We start from the raw sequence: 19259 nt of genomic DNA, 5'->3' as shown, positions 1-19259 counted from the left end.
AGGAAATCCGATGGGATGTGAGGTGGCGGTGAGGTGATATGAGACTTGCCTCAAAGCACCCAGCCCGGGACCCGTGCCGATACGATCGCGGGGAAGTCGGGACAGCGCTGTCCGCCGTACGCCGCTATTAAGGAGCGCTGACGTGACCGACCAGCAGGCCCACATCGACCCCGATGGGGCCGACGCGGCCCTCCGGGCCGACATCCGGCGGATCGGCAAACTGCTCGGTCAGACCCTGGCCCGGCAGGAGGGCCCGCCGCTGCTCGACCTGGTCGAGGAGATCCGCGCGCTGGTCCGGCAGGACGCCCGCGCCGCCGCCGAGCGCCTGGCCGCGATGGACGTGACCACCGGCACCAAGCTGGCCCGGGCCTTCTCCACCTACTTCCACCTGGCCAACATCACCGAACAGGTGCACCGCGCCCGCGACCTGCGCCGGCGCCGGGCCCGCGACGGCGGCTGGCTCGACCAGGCGGCCAAGCGGATCGCCGAGCGCGGCGTACCGGCCGAGGAGATCGCCGCCGCCGCCCGCCGGCTCGCCGTCCGCCCGGTCTTCACCGCGCACCCGACCGAGGCGGCCCGCCGCTCGATCCTGTCCAAGCTGCGCCAGGTCGCCGACACGCTGGACGCCGAGGCGGCCGCGGCGGTGCTCTACGGCGCCACCGACACCAGCGGCTCGACCCGGCGCTTCGCCGAGCTCATCGACCTGCTCTGGCAGACCGACGAGCTGCGACTGGACCGGCCCGACCCGACCGACGAGGCCCGCAACGCCGTCTACTACCTCAAGGACCTGTTCGCCGACGCGGCCCCGCAGGTGCTCGACGACCTCGCCGAGACCCTGCGCCAGCTCGGCGTGGAGACGGCGCCGTCGGCCCGGCCGCTGACCTTCGGCTCGTGGATCGGCGGCGACCGCGACGGCAACCCGTTCGTCACGCCGAACGTCACCCGCGACGTGCTGATGATCCAACACGAGCACGGCATCCAGGCCACCGAGCGGGCCATGGACGCCCTGATCGACGAGCTGTCGGTGTCCCGCCGGCTGCGCGGCGTCTCCCTCGACCTGTCCGCCAGCCTGGCCAAGGACCTCGACAACCTGCCCGAGGTGGCGCCCCGGTTCCGGCGGACCAACGCCGAGGAGCCATACCGTCTGAAGGTCCGGGCGATCAAGGCCAAACTGGCCAACACCCGGCTCCGCCTGCGCAACGGCACCCCGCACGTGCCCGGCCGCGACTACCTGGGCTCCGACGAGCTGACCGGCGACCTCGAGCTGATGCGGGCGTCGCTGGCCCGCAACTCCGGCCAGCTCACCGCGCTCGGCACTGTCGCCTCGGCGATCCGCACGGTGTCCGCGTTCGGCCTGCAGCTGGCCACGCTCGACGTCCGCGAGCACGCCGAGAAGCACCACGAAGTCCTCACCCAGATGTACGCGCAGGTCGGCGAGGTGGAGGACTACGCCACCCTGGACCGGGCGTCACGGACGAAGCTGCTCGCGGCCGAACTGAACGGGCGGCGGCCGTTGTCGTCGGCCGACACCCCGCTGACCGAGTCGGCGCGCAAGACGTTCGACGTGTTCTTCACCATTCGCGACGCGCAGAGCCGATTCGGGCCCGAGGTCGTCGAGTCGTACATCATCTCGATGACCCTCGGCGTCGACGACGTGCTCGCCGCGGCCGTGCTGGCCCGCGAGGCCGGCCTGATCGACATCCACTCGGGCCGGGCCGGCGTCGGCATCGTGCCGCTGCTGGAGACGCCGGCCGAACTCGACGCGGGCGGCGACCTGCTCGACGAGATGCTGTCCGTGCCGGCCTACCGCGAGATCGTCCGGTCCCGCGGTGACCTGCAGGAGGTGATGCTCGGCTACTCCGACTCGAACAAGGAGGGCGGCATCACCACCAGCCAGTGGTCGATCCACAAGGCGCAGCGGGCGCTGCGTGACGTGGCCGCCCGGCACGGTGTGCGGTTGCGGCTCTTCCACGGCCGCGGGGGTACGGTCGGCCGCGGCGGCGGCCCCACCCACGAGGCGATCCTGGCCCAGCCGTACGGCACCCTGGACGGCGCGATCAAGGTGACCGAGCAGGGTGAGGTCATCTCCGACAAATACACGCTGCCCGCCCTGGCCCGGGAAAACCTCGAGCTAACGGTGGCCGCGGTCCTGCAGGCGACGCTTCTGCACAAGGAGCCCACGGTCGACCAGGAGCGGCTGAAGCACTGGGACGCGGCCATGGACACCGCCTCGGCGGCGGCCTTCACCGCGTACCGCGAACTGGTCGAGGACCCGGACCTGCCCGCCTACTTCTGGGCCGCGACCCCGACCGAGCTGCTCGGCGCGCTGAACATCGGCTCCCGGCCCGCGAAGCGGCCGAACACCGACGCCGGCCTGGGCGGCCTGCGCGCCATCCCGTGGGTGTTCGGCTGGACCCAGACCCGGCAGATCGTGCCCGGCTGGTACGGCGTCGGCACCGGCCTCAAGGCGGTCCGCGAGGCCGGCCTCACCGGCACGGTGGACGAGATGAAGGAGAACTGGCAGTTCTTCCAGACCTTCATCAGCAACGTCGAGATGATGCTGGCCAAGACCGACCTCTCGATCGCCCGCCGCTACGTCGAGACCCTGGTGCCCGAGGCCCTGCACCCGATCTTCGAACGCATCCAGGCCGAGTACGACCTGACCCGGGCCGAGATCCTGGCCATCACCGGCGGCGACCACCCGCTCGCGGGCCAGCCGGAACTGCACCGCACGCTGGGCGTCCGCGACACCTACCTGGAACCTCTGCACCACCTGCAGGTCGCGCTGCTGCGCCAGTACCGCGAACTGGGCGAGTCCCAGCGCCAGCTGGCGACCGCCCCCGGCGGCCGGCGCGCCCCGTCCGAGTCGACGGCGCTCGAGCGCGCCCTGCTGACCACTGTCAACGGCATCGCCGCGGGCATGCGCAACACCGGCTGAGCCGTCCCTCGCCCCGGCCGGGCGGACCATCCCACCGATGGTCCGCCCGCAGCCGTGACAGTTGAGCGGCGGCCACAGCCGTGACGGTTACGCAGTCGCGGGGCCCGCGGGCTCCGGAGCCGGCTCGGTCGCGCGCTCGTCGGCCGGCATCATCGCCCACAGCAGCGGGTACGCGGCCAGAATCTGAGTGCCGGGAATGACCAGGAGCGTCGCGCCGATCGCGAGGCGCGAGGTCCACGGGTCGAGGCCGAAGCGACGACCGATGCCGGAGAACACGCCGCCGACGACCCGCTCGTCGTTCGGCCGGGTCAGCCCGTGCCGGGCCATCGTGCCGTGGACCGCGTCGACGCCGCGGGCCACCGTCTCACGCACGGAGTCCATGTCGATCGTTCGCTTGCTCTCGTTCTCGGTCATGCATCCATGGTGTGCCCCCGCCGACCCCACATACATCGGGGTCCAACCCTGGCTCGCCCCCCATCCTCCCGCGGGCCGGAGGCTCGGGATGTGATCTTCAGCAAGCACCACGGCCGAGGAATGCAAGGAGAACCGGCGGAGGCTGAATTCTCCGTGGCCGGGCACGTCGTAGGGACTATGCAATCTCTGACAGTCACCGAGGCCGCGGACCGCGCCGCCCGGCTGGATGTGCGCCGGTACGACGTCGAACTGGACCTGACCGAGTTGCTCGACGGGACGACGTTGCGGAGCCGCAGCACGGTGTCGTTCGTGGCGCGGCGGCCGGGCGAGGCCACGTTCATCGACGTTGTCGCCGACTCGGTCGAGGCGTGGCTGGACGGGGTACGGCTGGACGAGTCGGCGTTCGACGGGGAACGGTTGTGGCTGCCGCCGCTGGACGGGGAGCACCGGCTCGAGGTGGCGTCGGTTGTCACGCGTACCCGGCAGCGGGCCGGCATCCACCGGACGGTCGACGCCGACGGCGAGGTCTACGTGTGGACGAACTTCGAGCCGGACGACGCGCGGCGGGTGTACGCCTGCTTCGACCAGCCCGACCTCAAGGCGGTGGTGGCGTTCACCGTGCACGCCCCAGCGGCGTGGACGGTGGTGTCGAACTCGGCCGTGCGCAGCCGTACGGAAGGCACCTGGGTGTTCGAGGACACGCCGCGGCTGTCGCCGTACGTGACGGTGGTCTGTGCGGGGCCGTTCCACCAGATCCGGCGGACCGTCGACGGGTACGACCTGGGGCTGTTCGCCCGCCGGAGCCTCGCCGGGCTCCTGGACGAGCAGGCGGAGGAACTGTTCGACCTGACGGTTCGCGGGTTGCGGTTCTTCGGCGAGCGCTTCGCGTCGCCCTTTCCGCAGCGTACGTACGACCAGGTCTTCTGCCCCGACTTCGGCGGCGCGGCCATGGAGAACTGGGGTTGTGTGACCTGGACCGACCAGTACCTGTACCGGGCCGAGCCGACCGCGGCCGAGGCCAACAGCCGGGCCGTGATCCTGCTGCACGAGATGGCGCACATGTGGTTCGGCGACCTGGTCACGCTGCGCTGGTGGGATGACCTGTGGCTGAACGAGGCGTTCGCCGACTGGGCCGCGCTGGAGGCGGCCGAGCAGGCCACCGGCTACACGGGGGCGTGGCGCTGGTATCTCGGGTCGCGCAAGGAGGACGGCTACACGCAGGACGCCGGACCCAGCACCCATCCGGTCTACCAGGACATTCCGACGGCGGCGGACGCGAAGGCGGCGTTCGACGGACTGACCTACGGCAAGGGCGCGGCGCTGCTGCGACAGATGGCGGCGTACACGGGCGAGGCGGAGTTCTGGGCGGGGCTGCGGCGGTACTTCGCCGATCACGCGTACGGCAACGCCACGCTGACCGATCTGCTGACCGCGGTCGGCGGCGGCGATCTGCGCGAGTGGGCCGACAACTGGCTGCTCACGGCCGGGACCGATGTGATCACGGTGCGGCCGGCGGCGGACGCGGTAGAGATCCGGGTGACGCCGCCGGCGGACCGTCCGGCCCGGCGGATCCACCGGCTCACCGTCGGCTTCTACGACCTGCGCGACGACCGGCCGGTGCTGCGTCGCCGGGTTCCGGTGCAGGTCAGCCCGCCGGTCACCACGCTGCCGGGTGAGCCCGCGGCCGATCTGATCCTGGTCAACGACGACGACAAGACCTTTGCCCGGGTACGCCCGGACGACGCGTCCCTGAAGTTCCTGCTGCGGCACGGGTCCCGTCTGCCCGATCCGGCCGGCCGCGGGCTGATCCGCATCCTCCTGTGGCACCTGCTCGAGGACGGGCTGCTCCCGCCGGCCGAGCTGATCGGGTACGCGGCCGAGGCCCTGCCGGTCGAGACCGACCCGATCGTGCGCGACGACCTGCTGCGCACGGCGGTCGCGGCGGCCGTGGACTGGGCCGGCGAGCCCGGCGATCGGCTGTTCACGGCCTGCGTCGCGCTGGCCTCGGAAGTCCCGCCGGCCCGGACGGCGGCGCTGCGGGCGGCGCTGGACGTCGCCCGGACGACCGGCCAGCTGGCCACCCTGGAGGGTCTGGTGGGCGACTCGTTCGACCTGCGCTGGCGGTGGCTGGCCCGGGCGGCGGCGGTCGGCGAGCACGACCCGGCGGCGGTCGAGCGGCTGCTGGCGAGCGACCCCGACCCGGACGCCCCGTGGTCGGCGCTGGCCGTGCGGGCGGCCCGGCCCGACGCGGCGGCCAAGGAGGAGGCGTGGCAGGCGATCTTCACCGAGCGCCGGGTGCCGCCGTCGACCTTCGGCGCGGTCGGGCGGGCGTTCTGGCAGCCGGGGCAGGAGAGCGTGCTCAGCCCGTACCCGGATCGGTATGTGGAAGAACTCCCCCGCCTGGCCGCCGCCCACCTGACCATCACCGTCGCGGTCCTGCGGCATCTGTTCCCACGGCACGGCGTGGACGCCGGTTTCCCCGATCGCGCGACAGCGGCCGCGGACCGGCCGGAGATGTCGCCGTCGGCCGCCGCCCGCCTGCGGGCCCAGGCCGACGTGCTGGCCCGGATGCTACGGGCGCGGGGCCTGACCGCGCGTTGACCGGTCGCGGTGCTGTTCCAGCAGCGCCTCGAAATGCTCGGCCGGCAACGGCCGGCCGAGCAGGTCGCCCTGGCCCAGCCGGCAGCCGGCCGCCTCGACCGTGGCCAGGTCGTCGTCGGTCTGCAGTCCCTGGGCGACGATCTCCATGCCGAGCCGGCGGCCCAGCGTCACCGTCACGTCCATGATCGCGCCGACCTGGCCGGGCACGCCGGCCGGCTGACCGAACAGCTCTCGGTCGACCCGCAGCAGGTCGACCGGCAGGATGCGCAGCCGGCTGAGCGAGGTCGGGCCGGCGCCGAAGTTGCCGACCGCGGTTCGCATCCCCTGCGCCCGCAGCTGGCCGAGCTGGCCGGCGAGGTCGTGGTCCTTGTCGTTCTGCAGGTCGGCCTCGGCGATCTCGATCACCATGGCCTCCTCGGGCACCAGGTGGGTGGCCATGGCCGTCTCGAGCGCGGCCTGGAACACCGGGTCGGACAGCTCGCGCGGCCGCACGTTCACCGACAGCCACAGGTCTTCGTGCTGGCGGCGCCACCCGGACAGCTGGCGGCAGGCCCGGTGCAGCGTCCAGCGCCGCAGCTCGCCGAGGAAGCCGAGCTCCTCGGCCAGCGGCAACAGCTCGGCGGCGGGCACCAGGCTCAGCGTCGGGTGCCGCCAGCCCAGCACCGCCTCCACCCCGACCGGGCGCCGGCCGGGCAGCTCGACGATCGGCTGGTATCGCAGTTCCAGCTCGTTCCGGGTGATCGCGCCGGGCAGGTCCTGTTCCAGGGTGGAGCGGCGGACCAGCCGGTTCTCCATCTCCTCGTCGTACCACTCGACGGCGCCGGGCGGCCCGGTGCGGATGGCGCGCAGGGCCAGGGCGGCCCGGCGGATCACCTCGTCCATGCCGGCCCCCGGGTCGAGGTCGGCCAGGCCACCGCGGGCGGACAGGTGGGCGTCGGTGCCGGCGGCCGAGTAGGGCGTGGTCAGTACGGTCACCAGCTGGCTGGCGAGCACGTGGGCGCGTACCGCACCGCCGTGGGTCAAGACCGCGAACCGGGTCTCGCCGATCCGGGCCGGCACGTCGGCGCCGTCCATCCTGGTCCGCAGCCGTTTGGCCACCTCGGCCACGACCAGTTCGGTGACCTCGGTGCCGTGCACGTCGGCGATCGCGGTCAGCCCGCCCAGCTCGAGCACGATCAGCGCGCCGGCCTCGGGCATCGGGTCGGCCGCCCGGACCAGGCCGGCCCGGTTGGCCAGGCCGGTGTGCGCGTCCAGATGTGCCGACTGCCGTAGGGCCTGGGCCATTTCCAGCTGCTCGCTGACGTCCCGGACGTGTACGACCAGGGTGCGGCCCGGTTCGGCCGGGTCGGCGCCGCCGGCCGTCCACTCGGTCTCCCGCCAGCGGCCGAAGCCGTCACGCAGCCGCACCGTGAGGGGCGGCCCGGCGGTGTGGTCCTGCGGGTCGGCGATCCGGTCGGACAGGTACTCGTGGACGGCCTCGGCCCGCTCGGGGTCGACCAGCGCGGTGACCGAGCGGCCGAGCACGTCCTGATCGGACAGCCCGAAGTGCCGGGCCGCGGCGGGCGACTGCCAGCGGACGGCGTGCGCGGTGTCGAGCACCATGGCCACGTCGGACGACCCGAACATCAGGCTGCGCAGCCGGTTGCCCTGGTCGGTGAGGTGGTCGGCCTGACGGCGCAGCACGATCGCGGAGACGAACTCGCGGGACGCGACGGCCAGCAGTGCGACGGTGGCCAGGATGATCGACGTGGAGTCCAGGGTGCCGCCGTTGACCAGGTGGTATGCGACGACCAGGCCGGAGCCGAGGACCGGCAGGGCGAAGAGCGGGAAGCCGGCGGCGGGTTCGCTGCCGACCGGGGGAAGCGGCCCGGCGTCCGGTTTGACCCGCACGGCGCCCCACCACATCAGGGCGGCGGCCACGTCGAGGGCGGCGGCGGCCACGACCGTGGCGATCGAGGCGTTGGCGTTTTCCGGATGGTCCAGCCCGACGACCAGCGCGGTCAGCCCGAGCAGGGAGAGGGCGGCGCCGGGGCCGCACCACACCAGGGCGGCGCGGTTGCGGATCGCGTGCACCCCGGCCACCGCCGCGATCGCGGTCGCCGTGCCGCCGAACAGGATCGCGGTGACCGAGGCGCCGCGTTTGTCGCCGTCGCTGAACATCATCAGCCAGGTCGGGAACATCAGGCAGGTGGCCACCCCGACGGTGTCGAGACCGACCCGCAGCCGGGCCAGGGGTTCGCGGCGCTGCTGGGGCCGGAGCACCGCCGGCAGGTAGAGCGCCGCCGCCAGGAAGACGCAGACCAGTGGGATCTCGGCCGCCAGGGGAACGTCGTCGACGGTGACGCCGGGCGCGGCCACGAACGCCACGCCGCTGGCGGTGCCGCCCAGCCCGGTCAGCAGCGCGCCGCCACCGAGGCCGAGCGCGCGGAGGCGGTTGCCGGCGGTCTGGTCGCGGGCCGCCGACCGCAGCATCGCGACGCCGAAGCCGGCCGAACCGACGGCCAGCAGACCGGCCGCGGCGGGCGGCGGCAGCATGACGACCGCGGTCACCAGGACCGCGGCGCCGAGCAGGGCGAGCAGAAGCCGCATCGACCGGACCGGATTCACATCTGGAACCGTACTAGTCCACACGAGATCACCAGATGGAACCCCCGGGTCACTTTGCGCGACTTTCGGCGGATCGGCCTTTGTTGTTTCGGTCCGACACGAAGGTGATCAACCACAGCAGCAGGCCGACGACCAGCAGGATGCCGGCCACCTCGTAGTCGGCGACGTCGCGTCCGGAGAGCGGGCTGGCCAGGTACGCGCACGCCACCGCGCCGATCACCGGGATGGCGGTCGGCGCCTTGAAGTGCTTGTGCTCGACCGGGTCGCGGCGCAGCACCAGGACCGCGATGTTGACCACGGTGAACACGCAGAGCAGCAGCAGCGAGGTGGTGCCGCCCAGCGCGGTCAGGTCGGCGAACCAGATCAGCCCGAAGGCGAGCACGGTGGTGAAGACGATTCCGACCCAGGGGGTACGCCGGCCCGGGTGCACCCGGCCCAGGATCTTGGGGAGTACGCCCTCGTTGGCCATGCCGTAGAGCAGCCGCGACGCCATCAACATGTTGATCAGGGCCGAGTTGGCCACGGCGAACATCGTGATGAACGCGAAGATCCACAGTGGGAAGCCGGCCGCGCCCGCCTCGATCACCTTGAGCAGCGGCGCGTCGCCCTCGCCGAGTTCGGCCGGCGGCACCAGGGCCACCGACGAGATGGAGACCAGGATGTAGATCACGCCGGTGAGGCACAGGCCGGTCAGCATCACCTTGGGGAAGATGCGTACCGGATCCTTGGTCTCCTCGGCCATGTTGACCGAGTCCTCGAAGCCGACCATCGCGAAGAACGCCAGAGCGGTCGCCGCGGTCACCGAGAAGAAGGCGCTCTCTCCCTCGGCCGCGTGGAAGTCGGTCAGCCGCGACAGGTCACCGTGGCCGCCACCCAGCGCCCACGCCCCCACGCAGATCACGATCAGGAGCCCGGACAGTTCAACACACGTGAGGAGTACGTTGAGCTTCACGCTCTCGCCGACACCACGGAAGTTGATCAGCGCCACCAGTGTCATGAAGCCGAGCGCCACCGCGGTCACGGCCGCGCCCTCGCCCAGCGAGAGGTCGAACGCCTTCCCGAAGTTCTCGGCGAACGCCTTGGACGCGCTGGACGCCGACGTCAGCCCCGAGCACATCACCGCGAAGGTCACCAGGAACGTGAGAAAGTGCAGGCCGAACGCCTTGTGCGTGTAGAGCGCGGCGCCGGCCGCCCGCGGATACTTGGTGACCAGTTCGAGGTAGCTGAACGCGGTCAGCAGCGCGACGATGAACGCGCAGAGGAACGGCAGCCACACCGCCCCGCCCACCTCTTTGGCGACCCGCCCGGTCAGCGCGTACACCCCCGTGCCGAGGATGTCCCCGACCACGAAGAGCAGCAGCAGGCCCGGGCCCATGACCCTCTTCAGTGAAGGCTCGGTGGCTGTGTCCGTCATATACGGAGGGTGGTACAAAGCGGCGAAAATGTCGAGCCTAGGTATCGACGCAGAGCGATCGAGCCGGTAGAAATCTGTGACATGCGCATCATCGTGGCTGCGAAACCGGACGCCGACCAACCGTGGATCGCGGACGCCGCGATCGCCCTCGCCAAACAGACGTCCGCCGAGGTCACCGTGGTCTCGGTCGATGCCGTCGAACTGGAACGCCTCGCCGCCGTCCCGCGCAGCCTCTTCACCCAGGCCGCCGAGCATGCCGCCGCCACCATGGCCCGCCGCCTCACCGAGGCCGGCGTCCCGGTCCGCCACACGGTGCTCTCCGGCCGCCCCGCCGACGGCATCCTCCAACTCGCCGAAAGCCAGAACGCCGACCTGATCGTCGTCGGTGCGACAACCAGGCCGGCGGTGGCCGAGCGCCTCCTCGGCAGCGTCCCTCTCGACCTGGTCAAGCGCTCAACCCGCCCGGTCGTGGTGATCACCCACCCGTCATGATCCCGCCGAACGCGACCGCGACGGCCGCGCATGCCCAGCCCCAAGGCTGGACCGAGCACCAACCGCACCCCCGACACCGACCCGGCGGTGAGCCGCCGGACGCCTCCCCGCACAAGTAGGCGGAGAGGCGGGACAGTCAGCTGGTCTCCCCCGCGACGCTGAACGAGCGGAGGCGGTCGATGGCGAAGATGGTGCAGCCCAAGGTCACGATCACCGTCATGATGGTCGCCAGGGTCGGGCTGACCTGGCCGGTGAGCAGGCCGGACGGGGCGATCTTGTCGGAGATGCCGATCACGTACTGCTCGATCGACAGGACCCGGGTACCGCTGACGAAGCGGCCCAGCAGGCCCTCCCAGACCAGGATGTAGACCAGCCCGACCAGCACCGGACGGCTGGTCAGCAGGCTCAGGAGCAGGAAGAAGGCCGAGTACGCGAGCGCACCCACCGCCGCCCCCGCGGCCAGCGCCCCGCCCAGCCTCGGGCCGTCGGCCAGCCAGCCGGCGATGAACAGCGGCACCGCCGAGGTGACCGCCGACACCAGCACCGCCACGCCCAGCTTGGCCAGGATGATGTCCCGGCGCGGCAGCGGCTTGGTCAGGATGTGCACGATCGTGCCGTCGTCCACCTCGGAGCCGAGGACGCCGGTGCCGACGATCAGCGTCACCACGGGCAGGACCACGGCCAGGCCCAGCCCGACCAGGACCGTCGGGCCCCAGTCGCGGGGATTCACGTCGTACGCGACACAGAGTGCGGCCAGACCCACCAGCAGAAGTGGCAACGGCAGCAGGAGCAACGCCCGGCGGCGGCCGAACAGGCCCCGCGCGGTGATGTAGGCGACCGTGGACATCATGCCTCCAGCAGGTAGGAGAAGACGCTCTCCAGCGACTCGTCGGAGGGCAGCAGCTTGCGCAGCCGGATCCCCTCCCCCAGGGCGATCCGGGGCAGGGCCCGGGTGAAGCTGCCGTAGTCGGCGGCGCGCACGGTCAGACCGGCGTTGTCGATCTCCACGCCGCTCACCGACTTTTCGCCGATCAGGGCGACGGCCAGCCGGCGGTCGTCCGAGGACTGCAACGCGAACACGTGCGGCCGGTTGGTCATCAGCCGGCGGATCTCGCGGTAGTCGCCGGACGCGGCCAGGCGACCGGCCACGATCACCTGCACGGTGCCGGAGACCTGCTCGACCTCCTCCAGGATGTGCGAGCTGAACAGGATGGTGTGGCCGCGTTCGCCCAGCTTGTGCAGCAGATCCATCATGTGCATGCGCTGCCGCGGGTCCATGCCGTTGAACGGCTCGTCGAGCAGCAGCATGGACGGGTCGTGCACCAGCGCGGCGGCCACCCGGGTGCGCTGCCGCATGCCCTTGGAGTAGGTGCCGATCCGCCGGTCCTGCGCCCCGGTCATCTCGACCAGGTCGAGGGCGCGGCGGGCGGCGGCGTCCGGGTCGGCCAGCTTGTGCATCTTGGCGCTGGCCCGCACGAACTCGTACGCGGTGAGGAACGAGTGCACGGCCTCGCGCTCGCTGACCAGCCCGAGCTTGCGGTAGACGGCCGGGTTGCGCCAGGTCGGCTCGTCGTCGAGCAGCACCCGGCCCTTGGACGGCGACAGGAAGCCGGCCATCATGTGCAGCACGGTCGTCTTGCCGGCGCCGTTGGGGCCGAGCAGGCCGGTGACGCCGGGGCCGAGGGTCATGCTGATGTCGTTGACGGCGACCACGTTGCCGTACCAGCGGGAAACGTTCTGCAGTTCCACCGAGCTCACAGCGAGGCCACCTTCCGGTAACGGGCCAGCAGCAGCAGGAGGCAGGCGGCGACCAGGCAGACCACTTCGATGCCGTAGATCGGGCCGAATCGGCCGACCGGCAGTCCCGTACCGCCGATCTTGAACAGCCAGGTGCCGACGCCACTGATCAGCATCATCGGGCTGGCCAGGCCGGCCAGCTCCTGGGCGGTGCGCGAGGGCAGGCTCATCAGCACGCCGAAGATCGGGGTGGTGACCAGGAAGACCGCCACGACGCCACCGGCCGCGAAGGCCCGCTTGCCGGTGGTCGACGCCACCAGCAGGCTGATCGAGGCGAAGACGACCGCCCAGATCAGGGTGTACGCCCAGGCCGGCAGCAGATCACCGAGCTCGTGCCACACCCCCGACATGCCGGTCTTGGTGGTGAACGCGGCACCGAGGAACATCACGAACTGGGGCACGCCGAGCAGCAGCCACACCGAGGTCACCAGCGCGACCCATTTGGCGCCCAGGTAGTCGGCGGCTCGCAGCGGCCGGCTGAAGTAGAGCGGCAGCACCCCCGAGCGCAGGTCCCGGGACACCAGCTCGGGTGCCACCACCGCGACGAAGAGGATGACCAGCCAGCTCATCGCGTCGGCGTACTGGACGTAGTTGAGCGGGACGATGCCGGCGTAGGCCCGGACGGCCGCCAGGATGACCCCGACCAGGATGGTGATGCTGAAGACGAGCCAGGGGAAGATCTTCGACTTGGCGCTGCGGCCGAGCCCGAACGCGGCGCGCAGCCCGTGCGCGTAGATCGCACCGAGCACCGCGCCGCGGCCCAGCCGGGGGCCGCCGTACCGCTGGTACCCGATGTCGTGGATGACGCTGGTCTCAGACATCGGCCATCTCCCTCGGGGTGAAGAGTTCGGCGACGCGATGCCGTCGCTGGTCCAGGCGGTGCAGTGGCAGATCCAGGTCGGCCACGGCCTTGAGGATCTGGTCGTACGCGTCGTCCGTGCTCAACTCGACCAGCAGCACCCGGTTGTCCCGGCTGACCTTCAGGCTCAGCCGTTCCAGCTCCTTGGCCAGCTCGTCGGTGCCTTCGGCGACCTCGACGGCCAGCACGTCCGAGGCGGCGGTCATGGCCGAGATGCGGTCGGCCCGCAGCAGCCGGCCGCCCTCGATGGCGATGAGCGAGTCGCAGATCCGCTCGACCTCGCCGAGCAGGTGCGAGCAGACCACCACGGAGATGCCGAACTCGGTGCCGATCCGGTGGATCAGCGCCAGCATGGCGTCCCGGCCGGCCGGGTCGAGGCCGTTGGTGGGCTCGTCGAGCAGCAGCAGGTCGGGGTCGTGCACGAGCGCCTGGGCCAGCTTGACCCGCTGCTTCATGCCGGTCGAGTAGCCGCCGATCTGCCGATACCGTTCTTCGTACAGTCCGACGTGCCGGAGCGCCTCGGACGCGCGCTCGCGGGCGGCGGCGCGGGGCAGCCCGCTGATCCGGCCGAGGTGGGTGACGAATTCGGCGGCGGACACGTCCGGCGGCAGGCTGTCATGCTCGGGCATGTATCCGACCCGGTTGCGCACCCGGTCCGGTTCGGTGGTCGGATCGATGTCGAAGACCCGCACGGTCCCGCTGGTCGGTGCCAGCAACCCGAGCATGATCTTGATGAAGGTGGACTTGCCGGCGCCGTTCGCCCCGACCAGACCGATGACGCCGGGCTCGACGTCGACGGTCAGGTCGGAGAGCGCGGTCACCCGCCCCCCGTATGTCTTGGTCAACGCTTCCGTTGCGATGAGGCTCACGGCGACCAGCCTAGAAACCCACGTCACGCACGGGATCAGGTGGAACCCCGAGAACCCTCTCAGGTTTCTCAGGCCTCTCTCAGCTTCTCGCTCTCCGGGCAGTTATTGTCACTAGACAAGCGGGGGATTTTGGTAAGACCATGCCACCAAAACCCCCTGGTTTTGGTAGATTCGGGCGGGTCGGCGGTGCGCAGTCGAAGCTCTGCCTGGGCCGTGCCGGCGCCGGCGGTGGCCCTGATGCTGTGCCGAGCCGGCGTCAGGAGAGGTTGTTGACCACGTCGACCTGGAAGATGGGCAGGCGGCCCAGGTCGCGGTAGGCGGCCAAGGACTCGCTGGTGGTGTCGACGCGGGAGTCCTGGCCCTTCTGGTTGTGCGGGGTCTCGAAGTGGACCATGGCGCGGATGTTGCGGAAACGCGGGATCTGCTGGGCCATCTCCCGATAGAAGCCGGCCTTGTGGGCGGGGTTCTTCTTCGAGCTCCAGACGCCCCACTCGGCCACCATCAGGGGCTTGCCGCCGTGTCTGCGGATCGCCCAGTTGTAGAAGCCGGGCCAGGCCGGGCGGCTCTCCATGCGCCGGTTCAGCAGCTCGGTGAGGTCGCCGTGGCCGTAGCCGGGGTCGCTGTAGGCGTACGTGTCGAAGCCGATCCAGTCGACCACGTCGTCGCCGGGGTACATCCGCTCGAACCAGCTCTGCGTGGTGTGCGGGACGTAGGCCATGTGGACCAGCACGGTGACCAGGTTGCCGACGCCGTGGGCGCGGAGCCGCTGGACGACGTGGCGGTACATCTTGGCGTAGTCCTCGGCGGTGTAGCCGGAACCCTTCTTCTCCCGGACGTTGTCCTCGCCCTCGTGGTGCACGGTGAAGAAGAACTGCTCGGGGAAGTTCTGGTTGATGTGCGCGGCCAGCCGGTCGAGGAAGCGGTCGGTCGCCTTGTCGCCGGCCGCGATCCGGGCCCAGGAGACGCCGGCCGGTTTCCAGTTGAGGAAGAGCAGGCGCTCGCGGCCGCGCTCGCGGGCGATGCCGATCTCTTCCCGGGTGGGGAACAGCTGACCCTGGCCGCGGTGGTAGGCGTGGTAGATGTCCTGGTGGCGTTCGGTCTTGCGCTCGAACGCGGCGAGCGCCACCGAGGGGCGCTGGTCGGTGAAGGCGCCGGGCGCCACGCCCCACAGGATGCCGCAGGTGGGCACCAGCTTCGCGCCGGTGCGGCAGCGTTCGGTGCGCTGCGGCGGCCCGGGCGGTGCGGCCCGGCCGGGGGTGGGTGGCGCGGCCGGGAGGGAAGACGACAGGGTGGGCGAGGGCAATGTGGGCAGACCTCGATCGGGTACGACGGGTACGCCCGGCTCGGGCACCGTGACGCCGGGTTCGACCCAGCCGTTGCTGGGTGCCACGCGCACTGTCGGGTTCTCGTCGGCCGAGTCGGGCAGCGGAAGTCCGATCTGGTCGACGCCGCCGGTCCACGCCCACGAGAGGGTGGCCACCACGGACAGCGTGAACGCGGTGGTCGTGGCGGCCAGATGCAGGAGGCGAAAACGTCGCACAATCGTGCAGTATTCGACCTATTGTCTGTTTTGTCGAGTATGTGACCCGGTAAGGTGACGAACGAGCCCGGCTCGACCCGTTGCGCCCATGCTGCGAAACTGTCCTCCAGTCGGCTGCAGGGGGATGTCACGGTGAACGGTTCGATGCTGCCCGAGGACGTGGTGCGCGACGCTCCGTCGTACACGCCACGACCCCATGAGCTGGCGGATCTCGAGCTGTTGCTCTCGGGTGCGTACTCTCCCCTCACGGGCTTTCTCGGCCGCGCCGACCTGACCGCGCTGCGGCGCACCGGCCGGCTCGCCGACGGTACGCAGTGGCCGGTCCCGGTCACCTGCGAGATCCCGTCCGAGATGGCCGCCGGCCTCGACCTCGCCGATCCGCAGCGCCGCACGGTGGTGCTCACCGACCCGGAAGGCGCACCGGTCGCCGCCATCGAGGTGACCGACGCGTGGCCGACCTCCGACGGGCTCTCCGCCATCGGCGGCGCGGTCCGCCGGATGGGCGACGGCGGCCACGGCCCGTTCCAGCGGCTGCGGCGCACCCCGGAAGAGGTCAAGGCCCTGCTGCCACCGGGCCGGGTGCTCGGCGTGATCGCCGACCGGCCGCTGCACCGGCCCCAGCTGGCCCAGATCGCGCACGCCGCGCGTACCCTGGCCGCCCATCTCCTGATCTTCATCCCGGTGACCGGGCCGGGTCCCGAGGGACTGCCGCCCGAGGCGCTGGTGCGGGCCATCTTCGCCGCACGCGACCGGATGCCCCCGGCGACGATCGTGGCCGTGCCGCTGATTCCGCGCGGCGACGAGATGCGCGACGCGTTGCTGCGCGCGCGGGTCGCCCAGTCGTACGGCGTGACCCACGTGCTGTCCACCGGCGACATGCTGTCCGGCGGCGGGCTGCGCGTGCTGGTGCCACGTGAGCTGGCGTACGACAACCGCGACGGCCAGTGGCGCTGGCGCGACGACATCCCGCCGCGCAACCGCCGGCTGGCCATGAACATCGCCGAGATCAACGACACCCTCGACCGCGGCTTCCCGCTGCCCGAGTGGCACACCCCGCCCGCCGTGGCCAAGGAACTGGCCCGGGTCCGGCCGGCCCGGCGCTTCCGCGGCCTGGTGGTGTTCTTCACCGGCTTCTCCGGCTCGGGCAAGTCGACCATCGCCCGGGGCCTGGCCGACCGGCTCCGCGAGGACGGCGAGCGCACGATCACCCTGCTGGACGGCGACGTGGTGCGGCGCGAGCTCTCGGCCGGGCTGGGCTTCAGCAAGGCCGACCGCGACCGCAACGTACGCCGGATCGGCTGGGTCGCGGCCGAGGTGGGCCGCCACCACGGCATGGCCATCGCCTGCCCGATCGCCCCGTACGAGTCGGCCCGCGCCGCCTCGCGCCGGCTCGCCCTGGAGGCCGGCGCCGGCTTCGTCCTGATCCACGTCAACACCCCGCTCGAGGTGTGCGAGCAGCGCGACCGCAAGGGCCTGTACGCCCGCGCCCGGGCCGGTCAGCTGCGCGGCATGACCGGTGTGGACGACCCCTACGAGGACCCGGCCGACGCCGAGCTGACCATCGACACCACGACCATCACCGTCCCCGAGGCCATCGACTCGGTCCTGGCCTACCTGGTCGAGAACGGCTGGGTCGAACCCAAACTCCCCTGATTCCCTGACCCTTCGGGCATTTTCGTCCACCGCCGAGCGGTCCGCCCGCGAAGATGCTCAGGTGTTCGACTACGTGGTCGTCGGCGGAGGCGCCGCCGGATGCGCCCTCGCGGCGGAACTCTCCGCCGACCCGGCCGCGACCGTGCTGCTCCTGGAGGCCGGCCGGCGCGCCCCCGGACGGATGCTGCGGATTCCCCAGGCCGGCGCGGCTGTGTACGGAAGCCCGCGATACGCCGTCGGCTACCCGACCGAGCCTTCTGGACCGGAGGGCCGCACGCACACCTGGCGGCGCGGCGCCGTTCTCGGTGGAACCACGGCCGTCAACGGGATGATGTACAACCGCGGGGAAGCCGCCGACTGGGACGCGATCCCGGGCTGGGGCTGGGACGACATTCTGCCGATCTTCCGCGAGATCGAGGACCACGAGCTCGGGGCCTCAGATCTGCGGGGTACGGGCGGCCCGCTACCGATCAGCATCCGGGCCACCGGCGACGTGGTCGACGAGTCGTGGATCGAGGCGGCCGGGAAGCACGGCGTGACCCGGGTCGAGGACGTGAACGCCGGGGCCGGCGAGCGCATCGGGTACACCCCGGCGACCATCCGGCGCGGCGTCCGGCAGACCGCGTACACCGCGCTCCTGCATCCCGTCCGGCATCGGCCCAACCTGACCGTCCGCACCGGAGCCCCCGTCACCCGGGTGCTGTTCAGTCAGGACCGCGCCTCCGGGGTGGTCGTCGGCACCGAGGCGGTGGCCGCCCACAAAGAGGTGATCCTGGCGGCGGGCGGCCTGGAGACGCCGAAGCTGCTCGAACTGTCCGGCATCGGCGACCGTGGCCGGCTGACCCGGCTCGGTATCGACGTCATCCTCGACCGGCCGGCCGTCGGCGAGCAGGTCATGGACCACTACATCCTGCGCATGACGCTGCGGCTGAACCGGTCCGGGCTGGGCCACAACGAGTCGCTGCGGGGCTTCGGGCCGGCCGGCCTCGCGGCATCGTATCTACTGCGGCGCGGCGGTTTCCTGGCCCGGCCCAACGCCGAGGTGCTCGGCCTGCTGCGGTCGGCACCGGGCGAGCCACGCCCCGACTTCCAGGTCGCCATGCTGCCGCTGAGCATCGACGCGAACGAGCGCCCGGAACGCGAGCCCGGCATGATGCTCCTGCTCCAGACCCAGCGCCCGTCGTCCCGGGGTTCACAGCACATCGTCTCGGCCGACCCGGCCGTCCCGCCCCGCATCGTCCCCAACTATCTGGCCACCGCCGACGACCGGGCGCGGCTGGTCGCGTCGCTCGGGCGGGTCCGCGAAATCCTGGCCGAGGAGCCGATCGCCGGCCTGATCCGCGACGAGGTGCGGCCCGGCCCGGCGATCGTCAACGACGACCAGATCGTCGACCACGCCCTGCGCTCCGGCGTCACCAGCATGCACGCGGCCGGCGGCTGCGCCATGGGCGCCGGGCCCGACGCGGTCCTCGACCCCCGCCTGCGAGTCCGAGGCATCGAGGGTCTCCGCGTAATCGACGCTTCCGCCCTCCCCGCCATGATCTCGGGCAACCCGGTCGCCCCCCTCCTAGCCATGGCCACCCTCGCCGCCCGTCGCATCCGCACCAACACCTGACCCCACCCCCACCCCACCCCGCCCCGCCCGCGCCCAGCACACGCCACCGCCCAGCACACGCCACCGCCCAGCGCGCACCCCACCGCCCAGCGCGCACCCCACCGCCCAGCGCGCACCCCACCCGCCCACGCGGTGCCACCGCCCAGCGCGCACCCCACCGCCCAGCGCGCACCCCACCGCCCAGCACACGCCACCGCCCAGCGCGCACGCCACCGCCCAGCGCGCACCCCACCGCCAGCGCGCACCCCACCCGCCCACGCGGTGCCACCCGCCCGGCACACCCAAGCCGCCCGGACTCGTCTCTCCGGGCGCCTTTGCTCTGAGCACAAATATGCATCGCTCCCACATACCAGCGGTATCTGACTGATGCGTATTTGTGCTCAGAGCAAAGCGCGCGGGTGGGACTATGGCGTGCCTGCGCGGGGTGAGCGTGCGTCCGACGGCGCTCGGAACGGACTAC

Annotated in this window: 13 protein-coding genes; 5 read left to right on the top strand and 8 right to left on the bottom strand. The window is 71.7% G+C overall.

Annotated elements, in window-relative coordinates; genetic code table 11:
* Positions 1–142 precede the first annotated feature (142 nt).
* Positions 143–2938, top strand: coding sequence for a phosphoenolpyruvate carboxylase (gene ppc / locus ACGFIO_RS37980; RefSeq protein WP_392834495.1), 2796 nt, complete (start codon positions 143–145; stop codon positions 2936–2938).
* 87 nt (positions 2939–3025) lie between these two features.
* On the opposite strand, the gene ACGFIO_RS37975 is transcribed toward ppc, so the two are convergent.
* Positions 3026–3352: a PspC domain-containing protein gene (locus ACGFIO_RS37975; protein WP_392834493.1), complete on the bottom strand. Its 327-nt coding sequence runs from the start codon at positions 3350–3352 to the stop codon at positions 3026–3028.
* A gap of 177 nt (positions 3353–3529) precedes the next feature.
* Between ACGFIO_RS37975 and pepN the strand changes: the two genes are divergently transcribed.
* On the top strand, positions 3530–5953 hold the full coding sequence (pepN, locus tag ACGFIO_RS37970) for an aminopeptidase N (RefSeq protein WP_392834491.1): 2424 nt from the start codon (positions 3530–3532) through the stop codon (positions 5951–5953).
* On the opposite strand, the gene ACGFIO_RS37965 is transcribed toward pepN, so the two are convergent.
* A complete protein-coding gene (locus ACGFIO_RS37965) occupies positions 5924–8560 on the bottom strand; it encodes a putative bifunctional diguanylate cyclase/phosphodiesterase (protein WP_392834490.1) in 2637 nt (878 codons plus the stop codon). The two genes, pepN and ACGFIO_RS37965, sit on opposite strands and share 30 nt — an antisense overlap.
* A gap of 49 nt (positions 8561–8609) precedes the next feature.
* Positions 8610–9974: an APC family permease gene (locus ACGFIO_RS37960; RefSeq protein WP_392834487.1), complete on the bottom strand. Its 1365-nt coding sequence runs from the start codon at positions 9972–9974 to the stop codon at positions 8610–8612.
* An 81-nt stretch (positions 9975–10055) separates the two neighbouring features.
* Between ACGFIO_RS37960 and ACGFIO_RS37955 the strand changes: the two genes are divergently transcribed.
* On the top strand, positions 10056–10466 hold the full coding sequence (locus ACGFIO_RS37955) for a universal stress protein (protein WP_392834484.1): 411 nt from the start codon (positions 10056–10058) through the stop codon (positions 10464–10466).
* A 136-nt stretch (positions 10467–10602) separates the two neighbouring features.
* Here the strand turns inward: ACGFIO_RS37955 and ACGFIO_RS37950 are convergent, their stop codons facing one another.
* The 5 genes from ACGFIO_RS37950 to ACGFIO_RS37930 all read right to left on the bottom strand — a co-directional run bounded on the left by ACGFIO_RS37950 (position 10603) and on the right by ACGFIO_RS37930 (position 15531).
* Complete coding sequence (locus tag ACGFIO_RS37950; protein ID WP_392834678.1) at positions 10603–11313, bottom strand: ABC transporter permease; 711 nt, start codon at positions 11311–11313, stop codon at positions 10603–10605.
* Complete coding sequence (locus ACGFIO_RS37945) at positions 11313–12224, bottom strand: ABC transporter ATP-binding protein (RefSeq protein ID WP_392834481.1); 912 nt, start codon at positions 12222–12224, stop codon at positions 11313–11315. Before ACGFIO_RS37945 ends, ACGFIO_RS37950 begins: the two co-directional genes overlap by 1 nt.
* A complete protein-coding gene (locus ACGFIO_RS37940; protein WP_392834479.1) occupies positions 12221–13084 on the bottom strand; it encodes an ABC transporter permease in 864 nt (287 codons plus the stop codon). Before ACGFIO_RS37940 ends, ACGFIO_RS37945 begins: the two co-directional genes overlap by 4 nt.
* Positions 13077–13991 carry an ABC transporter ATP-binding protein gene (locus ACGFIO_RS37935; RefSeq protein ID WP_392834478.1) on the bottom strand — a complete coding sequence of 305 codons (915 nt, stop codon included), beginning with the start codon at positions 13989–13991 and terminating at the stop codon, positions 13077–13079. Before ACGFIO_RS37935 ends, ACGFIO_RS37940 begins: the two co-directional genes overlap by 8 nt.
* A 256-nt stretch (positions 13992–14247) precedes the next feature.
* Positions 14248–15531, bottom strand: a complete 1284-nt coding sequence (locus tag ACGFIO_RS37930) for a glycosyl hydrolase (protein WP_392834476.1) — start codon at positions 15529–15531, stop codon at positions 14248–14250.
* A gap of 144 nt (positions 15532–15675) precedes the next feature.
* Here ACGFIO_RS37930 and cysC point away from each other — a divergent pair, with 144 nt between their 5' ends.
* Positions 15676–17184: an adenylyl-sulfate kinase gene (cysC, locus tag ACGFIO_RS37925; protein ID WP_392834676.1), complete on the top strand. Its 1509-nt coding sequence runs from the start codon at positions 15676–15678 to the stop codon at positions 17182–17184.
* Positions 17185–17245: 61 nt separating this feature from the next.
* Entirely contained in the window at positions 17246–18799 is a 1554-nt protein-coding gene (locus ACGFIO_RS37920; protein ID WP_392834474.1) for a GMC family oxidoreductase, read from the top strand.
* The last annotated feature ends 460 nt before the right edge of the window (positions 18800–19259 follow it).

The organism is Actinoplanes sp. NPDC049265, assembly GCF_043197135.1.
In the GTDB taxonomy this organism is placed as follows: domain Bacteria; phylum Actinomycetota; class Actinomycetes; order Mycobacteriales; family Micromonosporaceae; genus Actinoplanes.
This window is presented reverse-complemented; position numbering and strand designations above follow the sequence as displayed.